The organism is Klebsiella electrica, assembly GCF_006711645.1.
Classification (GTDB): Bacteria; Pseudomonadota; Gammaproteobacteria; order Enterobacterales; family Enterobacteriaceae; genus Klebsiella; species Klebsiella electrica.
Genome location: NZ_CP041247.1, coordinates 2225860 through 2242206 on the forward strand (window position 1 = coordinate 2225860; position 16347 = coordinate 2242206).

A 16347-nucleotide genomic window follows, 5' to 3' on the forward strand; every position below is an offset into this window, starting at 1 on the left:
TGCACCCTACGACAGGAAAACGATTATGAACGCGTACAGCCATAACCACACGGCAGCGGCGCAAGCCGCGACCGCCGTGCCGCGCTCCCGGCGGCGGATTGGGATCCTCGCGCTGCTGGCTATCGGCACGATGATTAACTACCTCGACCGGACGGTGCTGGGGATAGCGGCCCCCAGCTTAACCTCCGAACTGGGGATTCATGCGGCGGTCATGGGGATCGTGTTTTCCGCCTTCGCCTGGACCTACGCGCTGGCGCAAATTCCCGGCGGCCTGTTCCTCGACCGTTTCGGCAACAAAGTGACCTACTTCCTGTCGCTGACGCTGTGGTCGCTGTTTACCATGTTCCACGGTATGGCGATAGGGCTGAAAACTCTGCTGCTGTGCCGCTTTGGGCTGGGGGTCAGCGAGGCGCCCTGTTTCCCGGTAAACAGCCGGGTGGTCAGCGCGTGGTTCCCGCAGCAGGAGAGGGCCAAGGCAACGGCAGTCTATACCGTCGGGGAGTACCTCGGGCTGGCCTGCTTCTCACCGCTGCTGTTCTGGATTATGGGCAGTTTCGGCTGGCGGGCGCTGTTTATCAGCGTCGGCGTTGTCGGCGTGCTGTTTGCGCTGGTGTGGTGGCGCTGCTACCGCGAACCGCACGAAGATAAGCACCTCAGCCAGCAGGAGCGGGAGCATATTGTCAACGGCGGTGGCCTGGCAGCGGCGAGCGACCAGCAGACGGCTTTCAGCTGGCCGCTGGTGCGGCAGTTGCTGGGGAAACGGCAGATTGTGGGCGCCAGCATCGGCCAGTTCGCCGGCAATACGGTACTGGTGTTTTTCCTGACCTGGTTCCCGACCTATCTGGCCACCGAGCGACATATGCCGTGGCTGAAGGTGGGATTCTTCGCCATTCTGCCGTTCCTTGCCGCTGCCGGCGGGGTGATGTTCGGCGGCTGGCTCTCCGACAAGCTGCTGAAGGCCACCGGCTCGGCCAACCTCGCGCGTAAGCTGCCGATCGTCGTCGGTCTGCTGATGGCCAGCGGCATTATTTCCGCCAACTGGCTGAGCAGCGATCTGGCGGTGATTCTGGTGATGTCATTCGCCTTCTTTGGTCAGGGAATGGTCGGCCTGGGCTGGACGTTAATTTCCGATATCGCGCCGAAAGGGCTGGGCGGCCTGACCGGCGGCCTGTTTAACTTCTGCGCTAACTTCGCCGGGATCCTCACGCCGCTGGTGATTGGCTTTATCGTCGCGGCCTTCGGCGACTTCTTCTATGCGCTGATCTATATCGGCGGCGCGGCGCTCCTCGGCGTCGTGGCGTATCTGTTTATTCTGGGCGATGCCAAACGCATCGAGCTATCGCAGTAAAGGAGCAGGGGATGATAATTAGTGGTAATACGCGGCTGATCGCGCATCTGGGCTATCCGACCGGCGGCTTTAAGGCGCCGATGATCTACAACCCGTGGTTCGACCGACAGCAGGTGGATGTCAAAGTGGTGCCTACGGGGGTGAAACCGGAGGCGCTGGCGACGGTGGTTCCGGCGCTGTTTACACTGACCAATATTATCGGCGCGCTGGTCACGATGCCGCATAAGATTGCCACCTGCGGGCTGGTGCATCGCTTAAGCCCCACGGCAGCCATTGCCGGCGCCTGCAACGCTATCCGCCGCGAGGCCGACGGCACGCTGAGCGGCGATATGTTTGACGGCGACGGTTTTGTGCTCGGTATCCGACGTAAAGGTTTTCGGCCCGAGGGGGCGCGGGCGCTGGTGGTCGGCTGCGGCGGCGTGGGGTCGGCGATCGCCGCTTCGCTGGCAGCGGCGGGGGTACGCGCCCTGACGCTCTACGATAGCCATGCCGATGCGGCGCATGCGCTGGCGGCCCGTCTGCTGCAACACTATCCGCTGCTGGATATCAGCCTGATGCAGCGCGATCCGCAGGGGCACGATCTGGTGGTGAACGCCACGCCGCTGGGGATGAAGGCGGGGGACCCGCTGCCGCTGGACCCTCAGAGGTTGACGCCCGGCACCTGGGTGGGGGAAGTGGTAATGACCCAGGCCTTTACGCCGCTGCTGCAGGCCGCCGAGGCGCGCGGTTGTCCGGTTCAGCGCGGCACCGACATGCTGTTTGAAATGATCCCGGCCTATCTGCGTTTCTTCAACCTGCCGGTAGCGACTCCGGAGCAGCTGCGCGAGCTGGCGGAAATTCGCTACTGAATCGCCAACGGCCCGGTTACTATAGCGCTCTGTTTCCGGGCGTTTAGCGAGCAATCACGATGACCAGCGCAGTCGTTCTGCTGGCGGCGGGGAGCCTGAAAGGGGCGTTTATCCCGCTGCTGGCGCGTTTCCATCAGCAAACCGGTATTCTGGTTGAGGCCCATTTCGGCCCCGCCGGTTTGCTGCGCGAACAAATTGAAGGCGGGGCGGTGTGTTCGGTATTCGCCTCTGCCAACCGCCAGCATCCCCAGGCGCTGCGCCAGGCCGGGAGGGCGGGGGAATGCCATCTGTTTGCCCGTAACCAGCTGATGCTGACCGCCCGTCGCGCCGCTGCCGGTGATATGGCCGACTGGCTGACGCTCCTCACTAACCCGCAGCTGCGTCTGGCCACATCGACGCCGGGCTGCGACCCGTCCGGCGACTATACCTGGCAGCTGTTTGAGCGCATTGAAGCCCGCTTCCCCGGCGTTGGCAGTGCGATGATGGCCCGTGCTCAGCCGCTGGTCGGAGGACGACAGTCGCTCAGCGTCCCGCCGGGCGAGACGGCGGGAGCCTGGCTTATTCGCGAAGGATTAACCGACCTGTTTATCGGCTATGCCCATTATGCCCGTCAGATGGCGCTGGCCGACGATCTGCGGACGGTCGCGATTCCGGCGCCGTGGAATATCCAGGCCGATTACCTGCTGACCACCCTCGACGAGAGCGCCGGGGCGCAGCGGCTGTGCCGCTTTATTCTCGGTGCCGAAGGTCAGCACGCTCTGCAGGCTGCGGGTTTTTTGCCGGCTAGCGCCGAATCGTAAACTGCGGCGCCAGCAGCGGCATGTCTGAACCGGGGTGCGCAATTTTACGCACCGCCAGGCCGTAGGCGCGTTGCAGATGCGCCTCGCTAAGCACTTCCCCGGAGCGTCCCGCCAGCCACTCGCCGTCCGGCAGCAACAGCAGGGTATGGCTGGCGACCTGCAGGGCATGGGTGGGATCGTGGGTGGTGAAGAGTACGGTGCGCGCCTGGCGATGGGCCAGGTCGCTGATGAGCTGCAGTACCACCTGCTGGTTGGACAGGTCCAGCGCCGAGCAGGGTTCATCGAGCAGGATATTCTGGCTGGCGCCCACCAGCGCGCGGGCAATCAATACCAGCTGCTGCTGGCCGCCGGAGAGCGAACGAAACGCGCGGTCGGCGAGATCGGCAATGCTCAACTGGCGTAAAGCCTCCTCGACCCGACGCTCATCCTCAACGGCCGGCTGGGCAAACAGATTGACTTGCCGGGCGCGGCCCATTAACACCACCTCCCGCACCTGCCAGTTGAACGCCGGGCGGAACGACTGCGGCACAATCGCTATCCCGCCTTCACTGTGGAAACTCCCGCCCAGCGGCGGCAGCACGCCGGTGAGGGTGTCGAGCAGGGTGCTTTTCCCGCGCCCGTTGGCGCCGAGCACCGCCCAGATTTCACCGGGCAGGCACTGCAGGCTGAGCGGCCGGAAGAGCGGTTGACGGTGGCCGTAGCGCAGTGCCGACAGGCGAAGTGACATCTTCATCAGACCGCTCCCCGACGACGCGTATGGATCAGCAGCCAGCTAAACAGCGGGGCGCCGAGCAACGCGGTAATGATCCCGATGGGGATCTCCGCCTGGGTCAGCGAGCGGGCCAGATCGTCTACCGCGATCATAAACCCGCCGCCGAGCCAGAAGGCGGTGGGCAGCAGACGACGGTGGTCGGCGCCGACCAGCAGTCGCGCCAGATGCGGGATAACCAGCCCCACCCAGGCGATGCTGCCGCTGACCGCCACCTGCGAGGCCACCAGCACCGCGCAGCATAGCAGCACGCCGCGACGTAGCGCGGTCACCGAGACGCCGAGCCCGCGCGCGTCTTTCTCCTCCAGCGTCAGCAGGTTAATCCGCCAGCGCAGCGCGATCAGGACCGCGGCGCTGAGCAGCACCGGCAGCGCCATGAGCGCCACTTTGTGCCAGTTGGCGGTGGCGAAGCTGCCCAGCAGCCAGAAGACGATATTCGGCAGCGTCTCTTCGCTGTCGGCCAGATATTGCATCAGGCTGACGAGAGCGGCGAAAAAACCGCTGAGAATGATCCCGGAAAGAATCAGCACCAGCGTGTTTTCCCGCCCCTGCAGCGCCGCAATCAGGTACACCAGCATTAAGGCCAGCAGGCCGAAACCGAAGGTGGAGGTCATCATCAGCACGCTGTCCAGCCCCAGCAGGATGGCCAGCGTGCCGCCAAAGGCGGAGCCGGAGGTGACGCCAATGATATGGGGATCCACCAGCGGGTTCTGGAACACGCCCTGCAACGCGGCACCGCACAGACCGAGCGCGCCGCCGGCCAGCAGCGCCATGGTAACGCGCGGCAGGCGCACCGACCAGACGATTTGTCCGGCCACGCCGTCAGCAGGTGACAGGTGTGCCAGCTGGCTGAACACCTCGCTCAGGCTCAGGTGATACTGGCCGACGCACAGCGAGGCGACGGCAATCCACAAGGTGGCCAGCGCCAGCGCGCCTTGCAACAGCGCCGGGTGACGATTACTGAGCATCCGGCGTCCACTTCACGCGATAAAACCGCTGGTAATACTCCTGCGCTTTACCATCAACATCCACGCCGTTATAGCGGGAAGGGTACAGCTTTTTGGCCATCCACAGCTCGCCGAGGGCCAACGCTTCCGGCATCGGGTAACCCCAGGCTTTGGCATACTCCGGCATCAGCCAGACGCGGTGGTTTTTTACCGCATCGATTCCTTGCCACTGCGGGTCGGACTCGATCTGTTTGACCACCTGCGGATAGCGGTCCTGGACAAAGATCACCTGCGGATCCCACTGTAAAACCTGCTCCAGCGATACCTGGCGCGCGCCCTTGACCGAGGCCGCCGCGACGTTCAGCGCGCCGGCATGTTTCATCATCAGGCCGGTGTATTTGCCGGAGCCGTAGGTGTTGAGGTCCGGGTTGGCCATATAGACGCGTATCCGCTGGTTATCGGGGATATCGGCAACCGGCGCGTTGGCCTCTTTACGCGCCGCAAACACGGCGCTAATCAGCGTTTCCGCCTGGTTTTTACGATCGACCACCTCGCCAATCAGGCGAATACCCTGCTTTAACCCTTCGTTATAGGCCTGCTCTTCATCGGCCATCGACGGGTTCATCTTGTTTTTTTCACCCGCGGCGTCCTGGCGTAACGAGATAGCTACCACCGGGATCCCGGCGTTCTGAATCTGCTGAATCATCGCCTGCGGCGCATAGTTGGCGACAAACACCACCTGCGGATGCAGCGCCAGCAGGCTTTCGATATTGACCTGGGTTAAATCTCCCGGCGTCGGCAGCTGTTCAATCCCCGGCATAAAGCGGGCGAAAGCCGGGCCGAGCTGCTTTTTCCAGCTGCTCATTACGCCGACAATCTCATCGGCGGCATCAAGCTGCACCAGCAGATTGAGGGTCTGATGCTGGAGCACGACGGCGCGGGTAACGTGGTCAGGAAGCGTCACCTCGCGGCCGAGCTGGTCGGTGACGGTACGGTCGGCAAAGGCATAACCGGCAAACAGGCAGGCGCTGACCAGCGTCAGCCCCGGTAAGCAACGGGGTCGTTTTGACATGAGAAGACTCGGTTAGGTAAGAGGAATCGCTGTATATTAAAATATATAGCGTTAGCAGAAGCAATGCTTACCGGCTTGTCTACCCATTCAGGACAACTTTACTCGTAAAAAACCTCTTCTTCGGTCATTCGCGACTCGATCTGCGCGGCCACTTTTTGCAACGGCGCCAGATATTTCTGCGCTGCTTGCTCAAGGCTCATCGCTTTCGCGATATAAACCAGGTTCAGGCAGCCAATGACCCGCTGCTGGCTGCAGATCGGCACGGCGATGGAGGCGATTTTCTCCTCCTGCCGCCAGCTGCGAAAGTTTTCGCCGTAGCCCTGGCGCCGCGTGCGCTCAAGAATTGCCGCCAGCTTTTCCGGCTCCCGCGCCAGCTGATACTCCTCTTCCGGACGCGTCGCGAGGAGTTCGATCATCGCCTGGCGCTCATGATCCGGGGCGAAGGCCAGCCAGGTGAGTCCCGAGGCGGTCAGCAGCAGCGGGAGCTGACGGCCGACCATCGCGCGATGAAACGACAGGCGGCTGAAGCGGTGCGTGGTTTCACGTACCACCATGGCGTCAACATCCAGGGTGGAGATATCCGTCGGCCACAGCACTTCGCGCAACAGCTCTCCCAGCAACGGGGTGGCGAGGGCAGAAATCCAATGTTCGTCACGAAATCCTTCACTCAGTTGACGGATTTTGAGGGTTAAACGGAAGCTGTCATCGGATCGACTACGGCGAACGTAACCCTCCTCCTGCAACGTCTCCAGCAGTCGTCTGACGGTGGTGCGATGCAGGCCGCTAAACTCAGCCAGCGTGCTTACCGTGGCCCCGCCATCGAATTTATTTAACAAATTAAGTAACAATAACCCCCGGCTCAATCCGCGGACCGTTTTGTAATCCGTCTGGCTGTTTTCGCGCATGCTTCCTCGACAAATATCCGGATAAACAACGATGTGCACCTGGTGCACATCCGGTGATGTTTTGATTGTAGCGCATCCTGCCGACCCTATACTGACCTCAATGTAAAAATATATTCACATCTAGTTAACAAGGCGGCCGGCATCAGTTTGCGATGCCCGACACCTTGTCTGAGTCGTGAGGTTCTGCAATGACAACATCGAATCCGGATATTCAACCCGCTGTGCAGCACACCGCCCAGGTCGCTATCGTCGGCGCGGGCCCGGTCGGCCTGATGATGGCCAACTACCTTGGTCAGATGGGCGTCAGCGTCGTGGTTGTTGAAAAGCTCGACGCGCTGATTGATTACCCGCGCGCCATCGGCATTGACGATGAATCACTGCGTGCGATGCAGGGTATCGGGCTGGTGGACCACGTTCTCCCGCATACCACGCCGTGGCACGCGATGCGCTTTCTGACGCCGAAAGGGCGCTGCTTCGCCGATATCCAGCCGATGACCGATGAGTTTGGCTGGCCGCGGCGCAACGCGTTTATTCAACCGCAGGTGGATGCGGTCATGTATGAAGGATTGCAGCGTTTTCCCCATGTGCGCTGCCTGTTCTCCCGGGAAGTGGAAGCCTTTAGCCAGTCTTGCGACGCGGTGACCTTGCATCTGAAGGGGCCGGCGGGCGAACACGAAACGGTGCAGGCCGACTGGCTGGTCGCCTGCGACGGCGGCGGCAGCTTTATTCGCCGCAGTTTAGCGATCCCTTTTGAAGGAAAAACTGCGCCAAATCAGTGGATAGTGATTGATATCGCCAATGATCCGCTGGCGACGCCGCATGTCTATCTGTGCTGCGACCCGGTCCGCCCGTATGTTTCCGCCGCGCTGCCGCACGCTATACGCCGCTTTGAATTTATGGTGATGCCCGGCGAAACCGAAGCCCAGTTGAGTGAACCGGACAACATGCGTCGCTTGTTGAGCAAGGTGCTGCCGGACCCGGACAACGTCGAACCGATCCGCCAGCGCGTCTATACCCATAACGCCCGGATCGCCGAACGTTTCCGACTGGATCGCATTCTGCTGGCGGGCGATGCCGCCCACATTATGCCGGTCTGGCAGGGGCAGGGGTACAACAGCGGGATGCGCGATGCATTTAACCTCGCCTGGAAACTGGCGCTGGTGGTGCACGACAAGGCGGGCAGCGACTTGCTCGACAGCTATCAACAGGAGCGGCGCGATCATGCCAAAGCGATGATCGATCTCTCGGTGACCGCCGGCAACGTGCTGGCGCCGGCGAAGCGCTGGCATGGCGCGGTGCGCGACGGAGTCTCCTGGCTGCTGAACTATCTCCCGCCGGTCAAACGCTACTTCCTCGAGATGCGCTTCAAGCCGATGCCGCAATATCGCGCCGGCGCTCTGCTGCTGGAGGGGGAAGGTAAAAACTCGCCGGTGGGGAAAATGTTTATTCAGCCCAAAGTCACCCTCGAAAGCGGTACGGTCACGCTGCTGGATGAGGTCATCGGCGCGAATTTCGCCATTATCGCCTGGGGCTGCAACCCGCAATGGGGGCTAAATGCCGGGCAGATAGCCCAGTGGCGCGCCGTCGGCGTGCGCTTTATCCAGGTGGTGCCGGAGGTCCAGATTCATCGCCAGCAGGACAATTTTGCCGACGTTATCCGCGTCGGCGATACGCAAAACCGCCTGAAAAGCTGGTTTGCGCAGCATCAGACCGCCGTGGCGGTGGTGCGTCCGGACCGTTTTGTGGCGACGGTGGCCATTCCGCAAACCCTTGGCGCTAAGCTCGACCGCCTGGCGACTACCCTGCATCTGGCTGCGGCCGACTCCTCCCTTCTTGAAAAGGTGGCCTGATATGAATGCCTTTCTTCACTGTCTCTCCCATACGCCGCTGGTGGGCTACGTCGACCCGCAACCGTCGGTGCTGGACGAAGTCAACGGGGTTATCGCCGAAGCCCGGGCGCGGATTGCCGCCTTCGATCCGCAGCTGGTGGTGCTGTTTGCCCCTGACCATTACAACGGCTTTTTCTATGACGTGATGCCGCCGTTCTGCTTAGGCATCGGCGCGACCGCGATCGGTGATTTCAGCAGCGCCAGCGGCGTTCTGCCGGTGCCGACGGCGCTGGCGGAGGCCTGCGCCCATGCGGTGATGAAGGACGGGATCGATCTGGCGGTCTCGTACTGCATGCAGGTGGATCACGGCTTTGCACAACCGCTGGAGTTCCTGCTCGGTGGGCTGGACAGGCTGCCGGTTCTGCCGGTGTTTATCAACGGCGTCGCCCCGCCGCTGCCGGGCTTTCAGCGCGCCCGCATGCTCGGCGAAGCCATTGGCCGCTTCCTGACCACCCTCAATAAACGGGTATTAATCCTTGGCTCCGGCGGGCTGTCGCATCAGCCGCCGGTACCGGAGCTGGCGAAGGCCGATGCCCATATGCGCGACCGGCTGCTCGGCAGCGGCAAGCAACTGCCGCCGGACGAGCGGGAACTGCGCCAGCAGCGGGTCATTCGCGCGGCGAAACAGTTTATCAAGGACCAGAACTCGCTTTATCCGCTCAATCCCGTCTGGGATAACCGTTTTATGAGCCTGCTGGCGCAGGGACGGCTGACGGAGCTGGATGCGGTCAGTAACGAGGAGCTGTCGGCAATGGCCGGCAAATCGACGCACGAAACGAAAACCTGGGTGGCGGCCTTTGCTGCGCTATCCGCTTTTGGCAACTGGCGTTGCGAAGGGCGCTACTACCGGCCAATACCGGAGTGGATTGCCGGATTCGGCTCGTTGAGCGCCATCACGCAGAATTGATTCATCAGGAGATAAACATGAGCTATCAACCGCAAACCGAAGCCGCCACCAGCCGTTTCCTCAACGTGGAAGAAGGCGGAGAAACGCTACGCATCCATTTTAATGATTGCGGCCAGGGGGAGGAAACCGTGGTCCTGTTGCACGGATCCGGCCCCGGCGCCACCGGCTGGGCCAACTTTAGCCGCAATATCGACCCGCTGGTCGAGGCGGGCTACCGGGTGATTCTGCTGGACTGCCCCGGCTGGGGGAAAAGCGACGCGATCGTCAATCGCGGCTCCCGTTCCGACCTGAATGCCCGGGTACTGAAAAGCGTTATTGATCAGCTGGATATCAGCAAAGTGCATCTTCTGGGCAACTCGATGGGCGGACACAGCGCGGTGGCCTTCACCCTGAGCTGGCCGGAACGGGTGGGCAAACTGGTGCTGATGGGCGGCGGCACCGGCGGCATGAGCCTGTTCACGCCGATGCCAACCGAAGGCATCAAACTGCTGAACGGCCTGTACCGCGAACCAACTATCGAAAACCTGAAGAAGATGATGAATATCTTTGTCTTCGACACCCGCGACCTGACCGAAGCCCTGTTCGAAGCGCGCCTCAACAATATGCTGTCGCGCCGCGATCATCTGGATAATTTCGTCAAAAGTCTGGAGGCCAACCCGCGACAGTTCCCGGATTTTAGCCCGCGTCTTGGTGAAATTCGCGCCCGGACCCTGATCGTCTGGGGACGCAATGACCGCTTTGTGCCGATGGATGCCGGTCTGCGCCTGCTCGCCGGGATTAACGGCGCTGAACTGCATATCTATCGTGACTGCGGCCACTGGGCGCAGTGGGAACATGCCGACAGTTTCAACCAGCTGGTGCTGGATTTTCTGGCGCGGAAATAAGGAGCCGTGATGACAACGCAATCTCTCGAACAACTGGCGCAACGGCTGCGTGACGCCGAAGCCCAGGGGCGGGCCATTGAACCGCTGCGCGATCTCCTCGGCGCAGATAACGCGGAGGCGGCCTATGCCATTCAGCGCATTAACGTTCAGCACCATGTCGCCTGCGGACGGCGGGTTGTCGGACGTAAAGTCGGGCTCACGCACCCTAAAGTACAGCAGCAGCTGGGCGTCAACCAGCCGGACTTCGGCACCCTGTTCGCCGACATGTGCTACGGCGATAACGCCGGGGTGCCGTATGCCCGCGTACTCCAGCCCAAAGTGGAGGCGGAAATCGCCCTGGTGCTGAAACAGGATTTGCCGCACGCCGACACTACCTTTGACGAGCTGTACGCCGCGATTGCGTGGGTGCTACCGGCGCTGGAAGTGGTCGGCAGCCGCATCCGCGACTGGTCGATAGGCTTTGTCGATACCGTGGCCGATAACGCTTCCTGCGGTGTGTATGTCCTCGGCGGCCCGGCGCGGCGCCCGGAAGGGCTGGATTTGAAAAATTGCACCATGAGCATGACCCGTAATCAGGAAGCGGTATCCAGCGGGCGGGGGAGCGAGTGCCTCGGCCATCCGCTCAATGCGGCGGTGTGGCTGGCGCGCAAAATGGCCAGCCTCGGCGAGCCGCTGCGCGCGGGGGATATTGTGCTGACCGGGGCGCTAGGCCCAATGGTGGCGATTAACCCAGGCGATCGCTTTGAGGCCCATATCGACGGTTTAGGTTCAGTGGCGGCAACTTTTGTCGCCGAAGAGGAAGGCAGTCATGAGTAAACGTAAAGTCGCCATTATCGGATCCGGCAATATCGGCACCGATTTAATGATCAAAATTCTGCGCCACGGTCAGCACCTGGAGATGGCGGTGATGGTCGGTATCGACCCTGAATCCGACGGTCTGGCCCGCGCCCGGCGCATGGGGGTCGCCACCACGCACCAGGGCGTTGGCGGCCTGATGCAGATGGCGGAGTTCGCCGATATTGATTTCGTGTTTGACGCCACCAGCGCCGGGGCGCATGTGAAAAACGACGCCGCGCTGCGGGAAGCAAAGCCGGGGATCCGCGTGATCGACCTGACCCCGGCGGCCATCGGCCCGTACTGTGTGCCGGTGGTCAATCTTGAGGCCAGCCTTGCCGAGGGCAACGTCAATATGGTGACCTGCGGCGGCCAGGCGACGATCCCGATGGTGGCGGCGGTGTCCCGGGTGGCAAAAGTGCACTATGCGGAAATCGTCGCCTCGATTGCCAGCAAATCCGCCGGGCCAGGAACGCGCGCTAACATCGATGAGTTCACCGAAACCACCTCGCAGGCGATTGAGAAAGTGGGTGGGGCGGCGAAAGGCAAAGCGATTATCGTGCTGAACCCGGCGGAGCCGCCGCTGATGATGCGCGATACCGTTTATGTCCTCAGCGAAGCGGCTTCGCAGCAGGAGATTGCCGCTTCCATCGCGCAGATGGCGGCCGCGGTGCAGGCCTACGTGCCGGGATATCGCCTGAAACAGCAGGTGCAGTTTGAGGTGATCCCGGAAGATAAGCCGGTGAACCTGCCGGGCGTTGGCCGCTTCTCCGGCCTGAAAACGGCGGTTTACCTCGAGGTTGAGGGGGCGGCGCACTACCTGCCTGCCTACGCGGGCAACCTCGATATTATGACCTCGGCGGCGCTGGCGACGGCGGAAAGAATGGCGCAATCAATGAATGACGCGGCGGGAGAAACAGCATGAACGGTAAAAAACTCTATATCTCGGACGTGACGCTGCGCGACGGTATGCACGCCATCCGTCATCAATATTCACTGGATAACGTCCGTCAGATCGCGCAGGCGCTGGATAAGGCCGGCGTCGATTCGATTGAAGTGGCCCACGGCGACGGTCTGCAGGGCTCAAGTTTTAACTACGGTTTTGGCGCGCACAGCGATATCGAATGGATCGAGGCGGCGGCAGAATCCGTCACGGAGGCGAAAATAGCCACGCTGCTGTTGCCCGGCATCGGGACGCTGCACGATCTGAAAAACGCCTATCAGGCGGGGGCGCGAGTGGTGCGCGTTGCGACTCATTGCACCGAGGCGGATGTTTCCGCTCAGCATATCGCCTTTGCCCGCGAGCTGGGCATGGACACCGTTGGCTTCCTGATGATGAGCCATATGACCACCCCGGAACAGCTGGCGCAACAGGCGCTGAAGATGGAATCCTACGGCGCGACCTGCATTTACGTGGTCGATTCCGGCGGGGCGATGAATATGAACGATATTCGCGATCGTTTCCGCGCCCTCAAGGCGGTGCTGAAGCCGGAAACCGCCACCGGGATGCACGCGCACCATAATCTGAGCCTCGGCGTCGCCAACTCTATCGCCGCGGTGGAAGAGGGCTGCGATCGCATCGATGCCAGCCTTGCCGGAATGGGTGCCGGGGCGGGGAATGCGCCGCTGGAGGTCTTTATTGCGGCGGCGGACAAGCTGGGCTGGAACCACGGCACGGATCTGTATGCGCTGATGAACGCCGCCGATGAGCTGGTGCGGCCGCTGCAGGATCGCCCGGTGCGCGTCGATCGCGAAACGCTGGCGCTGGGCTATGCCGGGGTGTACTCCAGCTTTCTGCGCCACAGTGAAGTGGCGGCCGCGCGCTACGGTCTGAGCGCGGTCGATATTCTCGTCGAGTTGGGTAAACGGCGGATGGTGGGCGGCCAGGAAGATATGATCGTCGATGTGGCGCTGGACTTGCGCAACCGGGCGAAATAAAAAAGAGGCGCGGCAGATTCTGTATCTGCCGCCTTTCACCTGCTCATATCCGCCTCTTTCCCAGGCGACGGCGCATCGTTGTGCCCGGCCAGGCGATGCTGGCGTGTCACCTTGCGCATCCGATGGTTTTGGCCTACCGTCAATTATCCCCCTTATTACTGTCCGCGATGATTATGTCTTTCGAATCCCGTTTACTGAGCGCTATTCCCGGTATTCGCCACGCCTTTCTCGATGTACACGAAACCGCCGCATTTCCCTATAGCGAGATGGCGCCCGTTAAGCTGGTGCATGGCAACATCGTGCATCATTATCAGACGCCACAGGCGGAACGCCCGCAGGCCGACGCGGTTTTTACCAACTTGCGCGGACAAAAGGTGGGGGTGGTGACCGCCGATTGCCTGCCGATGCTGATGGCCTCCCGCGACGGGCGCTTTGTCTGTAGCGTGCATGCGGGCTGGCGCGGCGCGGCGAGCGGTATTATTGAAAACAGTCTCGACTATTTTCGCCGCTACGATGTGCCGCCGGAAGAGGTGATCGTGGCCATCGGGCCGCATATTCACGCTTGCTGCTATGAAGTGTCTGTGGATTTTTATCAGACGTTGCTCACCCTGCCTGCGCGTGAATTAACGAAACGCTATAGCGACCGGTTGTTCCATCAGCGCAGCGAGGCGTTCGTCGAAGCGCAAAAGGCATCAGCAAGAGGGGAGGATAATCTGTGGTTCGATTTGCGGGCCTTCGCACAACTGCTTTTGCGCCAGGCGGGGGTTATGCAGGAGAATATCGAATGGCTGGGCAGCTGTACCTACTGTACGCCGCAATCGCTTGGTTCTTACCGGCGGCGTACCCACTTCCCGGCAGAGAAGACGTTCCAGTATTCGTGGATTATGCGCGAGGCCTGATATACCCGGACAGGCCGCGACGGCTGTCCGGGCGTGGCGAGACAATCAGAAGTCCATTTTCAGCGTAAACTGCACTTCCCGCGGGTCGCCAATCTGGTTGCCCAGATTGTTGGTGGCGATGGATGAGGTGTAGTAGGTCTTATCAAACAGGTTCTTCAGGTTAACCTGCAGCGTCACCGGATATTGCAGCTTCATCTTATAGGCGGCGAAGAGATCGGCGACCGCGTAGCCCTGCAGATAATAGTCCGCGCCGTTGGTGCCGGAGCGTTTGCTCACCGCGCGACCGCCGCCGCCGACGGTCAGCGTATTGCTGTCGTAGACGTTATGGATGTCGTAGCTCAGGAACAGCGAACCGGTGTGTTTCGGGACGTTGGGCAGCGGCTTACCGGCATAGTCAGGATCGTCGAGCACTTTCGCGTCGGTGTAGCCATAGCTGGCAATCACGCTCAAGTTATCGGTAATCGAACCGGCCAGATCCACCTCGACGCCGCGTGAACGCACTTTGCCGGCGGTTTTAGCGACGGTCTCATCGCCGATAATTTCGTTGTACAGCACGTTGCGTTTATCAATATCAAACAGCGCGATGTTGGCGGTGATGCCGCTTAACAGATCAAACTTAGCGCCCACTTCATAGGCGGTGGACTCTTCCGGCGGCAGATTGCCGATATAGCTGGCGATCGATGACTGCGGCATAAACGACTGCGCGACGTTACCGAACAGCGAGACGGTCGGCGTCAGCTTATACACCAGACCCAGCTTCGGCGTCCATTTCTGGTCGCTGCTGTCGGTGTTGACGTTGAAGGGCCGCCCTTTGCCAGCGTACTGGGTGTAGTACTGATAGCGCATCCCGGCGACGGCAATCCACTTGTCGGTCAGATAGAGCGCATCCTGAACGTAGGCGGCGTAGCTCTCCTGCTGAATACGCTGATCGCTATCGGAGGCCGACACGGCGTTGCAGGGGCCGATAGTGCCGTAGACCGGGTTGTAAATATTGAACCCTTTCACGTTCTTACAGCGGATCATATCGGTGCGCAGCAGATCGTAATTCTCATAGGCGATGCCGGTGAGCACTTCGTTATAAAACCCGCCGACCACCACCTTGCCCTGCAAATCGGCGCGGGTGGCGTGCATCTTCTGCGTCGAGCCGCGGGTGGCGTCAACGCGGCGGGTCAGAGCGCCGGTGGCCGAATTGTAGGCCATCACGCGGGCCTGGTTATCGTTGTAGTGATCCTGGCTGTAGCTGTAGTCAAAGCGGGCGGTCCAGGCATCGTTCAGACGATATTCGCTATTGAGCTGCGCCAGATCGGAGTAGCCGTCGGTCACGTTAAACGGCTCGTCAAAGCGCGTTTTCCGATCGACGTTGACCGCATGGCCGGTATTGAGATCGAAGATCGTGCCGCGATCGAACGGGGTGCTGTAGTTGCGATGGGCGTACGATACGTTCACCGTCGCTCTGTCGCCAGACCAGGTCAGGGAAGGGGCGATAAAGCGGCTTTTCTCTTTACCATAGTTGCGCCAGTCATCTTCGTGTTGGTACTCGCCGATGAGCCGGTAGGACAACCGCGTACCTTCGATGGGGCCGGTGACGTCAAACTGGCCGCTGCCGCCGCCAAAACTGCTGGAGGTGGCGGAAACCGAACCGCCGAAGGCGCTCTCCGGGCGTTTGCTGACCACGTTAATCAATCCACCGGGGTCGAGAATGCCGTACAGCGTGGAGGCCGGGCCTTTCAGCACCTCCACGCGGTCGGTGGTGGCATTAAAGCTGCGCGGCAGGACGGTGCGCAGACCGTTGGTCATGATCGAGCCGTCGCGGTTGGCGCCAAAACCGCGGCGGGTAAAGGCATCCTGGGTGCCGCCGAGAGTGTTGGTCTGGACGACGTTGGCAACGTTATACAGCGCCTCGTCAAGGGAGGTGGCATGCTGATCTTCCAGCACTCTGTCGCTGACGGTGTTCACCACCTGCGGAATATCCAGTAGCGGCATTGATGTTAAGGTCGCCGTTGAGCTGGCCACCGGCTGATAGCCGTTGGTGTCATTTTGCCGATCGCGCCCGGCGACCACCGTCATGGTTTCGTCGCCAGCCTTTTTCTCTCTGCTGACGCTGTTTTCTGCGGCAATTAATCCCGGTGAGGTAAAAGAACCCAAAAATATCAGTGAAAAAAGAGCTCGCCCTTTCAGCGTGGTGAAAGGGATCGTTGATCGCGTCATTTATCTGTTTCTCGTGAACGAATCTGTCCTTTGCAGACAGAAAAAGCCAATTAAATCATTGCCCTTAAAAATATTATCTGCCTGTTATGCGCGATGATT

Annotated in this window: 15 protein-coding genes; 10 read left to right on the forward strand and 5 right to left on the reverse strand. The window is 61.0% G+C overall.

Going from position 1 to position 16347, the window contains the following annotated elements:
- Window positions 1-25: 25 nt before the first annotated feature.
- The 3 genes from Electrica_RS10555 to Electrica_RS10565 are packed head-to-tail and all read left to right on the forward strand — an operon-like array spanning window position 26 to window position 2996.
- The gene (locus Electrica_RS10555) at window positions 26-1348 is read left to right on the forward strand and encodes an MFS transporter (RefSeq protein ID WP_141964430.1); all 1323 of its coding nucleotides are present in this window, start codon (window positions 26-28) and stop codon (window positions 1346-1348) included.
- Window positions 1349-1359: 11 nt separating this feature from the next.
- On the forward strand, window positions 1360-2196 hold the full coding sequence (locus Electrica_RS10560) for a shikimate dehydrogenase family protein (RefSeq protein WP_131047920.1): 837 nt from the start codon (window positions 1360-1362) through the stop codon (window positions 2194-2196).
- A gap of 59 nt (window positions 2197-2255) precedes the next feature.
- Window positions 2256-2996: a substrate-binding domain-containing protein gene (locus Electrica_RS10565; RefSeq protein WP_141964431.1), complete on the forward strand. Its 741-nt coding sequence runs from the start codon at window positions 2256-2258 to the stop codon at window positions 2994-2996.
- Here the strand turns inward: Electrica_RS10565 and Electrica_RS10570 are convergent.
- From Electrica_RS10570 to Electrica_RS10585, 4 genes are all read right to left on the reverse strand, one after another.
- Entirely contained in the window at window positions 2980-3729 is a 750-nt protein-coding gene (locus Electrica_RS10570; RefSeq protein ID WP_141964432.1) for an ABC transporter ATP-binding protein, read from the reverse strand. The genes Electrica_RS10565 and Electrica_RS10570 overlap by 17 nt on opposite strands.
- Window positions 3729-4733, reverse strand: coding sequence for a FecCD family ABC transporter permease (locus tag Electrica_RS10575; protein WP_141964433.1), 1005 nt, complete (start codon window positions 4731-4733; stop codon window positions 3729-3731). Before Electrica_RS10575 ends, Electrica_RS10570 begins: the two co-directional genes overlap by 1 nt.
- The gene (locus Electrica_RS10580) at window positions 4723-5784 is read right to left on the reverse strand and encodes an ABC transporter substrate-binding protein (protein WP_141964434.1); all 1062 of its coding nucleotides are present in this window, start codon (window positions 5782-5784) and stop codon (window positions 4723-4725) included. Before Electrica_RS10580 ends, Electrica_RS10575 begins: the two co-directional genes overlap by 11 nt.
- 98 nt (window positions 5785-5882) lie before the next feature.
- Complete coding sequence (locus Electrica_RS10585; protein WP_141964435.1) at window positions 5883-6689, reverse strand: DNA-binding transcriptional regulator; 807 nt, start codon at window positions 6687-6689, stop codon at window positions 5883-5885.
- A 188-nt stretch (window positions 6690-6877) separates the two neighbouring features.
- Here Electrica_RS10585 and Electrica_RS10590 point away from each other — a divergent pair, with 188 nt between their 5' ends.
- The 7 genes from Electrica_RS10590 to Electrica_RS10620 all read left to right on the forward strand — a co-directional run bounded on the left by Electrica_RS10590 (window position 6878) and on the right by Electrica_RS10620 (window position 14040).
- A complete protein-coding gene (locus Electrica_RS10590) occupies window positions 6878-8539 on the forward strand; it encodes a bifunctional 3-(3-hydroxy-phenyl)propionate/3-hydroxycinnamic acid hydroxylase (RefSeq protein ID WP_141964436.1) in 1662 nt (553 codons plus the stop codon).
- A gap of 1 nt (window position 8540) precedes the next feature.
- Window positions 8541-9485, forward strand: coding sequence for a 2,3-dihydroxyphenylpropionate/2,3-dihydroxicinnamic acid 1,2-dioxygenase (gene mhpB, locus Electrica_RS10595; protein WP_141964437.1), 945 nt, complete (start codon window positions 8541-8543; stop codon window positions 9483-9485).
- Window positions 9486-9502: 17 nt separating this feature from the next.
- Window positions 9503-10369 carry a 2-hydroxy-6-oxonona-2,4-dienedioate hydrolase gene (gene mhpC / locus Electrica_RS10600; protein WP_131047927.1) on the forward strand — a complete coding sequence of 289 codons (867 nt, stop codon included), beginning with the start codon at window positions 9503-9505 and terminating at the stop codon, window positions 10367-10369.
- A gap of 9 nt (window positions 10370-10378) precedes the next feature.
- A complete protein-coding gene (gene mhpD / locus Electrica_RS10605; RefSeq protein ID WP_141964438.1) occupies window positions 10379-11185 on the forward strand; it encodes a 2-keto-4-pentenoate hydratase in 807 nt (268 codons plus the stop codon).
- Window positions 11178-12128 (forward strand): acetaldehyde dehydrogenase, encoded by a 951-nt coding sequence (mhpF, locus tag Electrica_RS10610; protein WP_141964439.1) that lies wholly within the window; start codon window positions 11178-11180, stop codon window positions 12126-12128. Before mhpD ends, mhpF begins: the two co-directional genes overlap by 8 nt.
- Complete coding sequence (gene mhpE, locus Electrica_RS10615; RefSeq protein ID WP_141964440.1) at window positions 12125-13141, forward strand: 4-hydroxy-2-oxovalerate aldolase; 1017 nt, start codon at window positions 12125-12127, stop codon at window positions 13139-13141. Before mhpF ends, mhpE begins: the two co-directional genes overlap by 4 nt.
- A gap of 173 nt (window positions 13142-13314) precedes the next feature.
- A complete protein-coding gene (locus Electrica_RS10620) occupies window positions 13315-14040 on the forward strand; it encodes a polyphenol oxidase family protein (protein ID WP_141964441.1) in 726 nt (241 codons plus the stop codon).
- A gap of 45 nt (window positions 14041-14085) precedes the next feature.
- Here Electrica_RS10620 and Electrica_RS10625 read toward each other — a convergent pair whose 3' ends face one another.
- Window positions 14086-16107: a TonB-dependent siderophore receptor gene (locus tag Electrica_RS10625; protein ID WP_167686270.1), complete on the reverse strand. Its 2022-nt coding sequence runs from the start codon at window positions 16105-16107 to the stop codon at window positions 14086-14088.
- Between the last annotated feature and the right edge of the window lie 240 nt (window positions 16108-16347).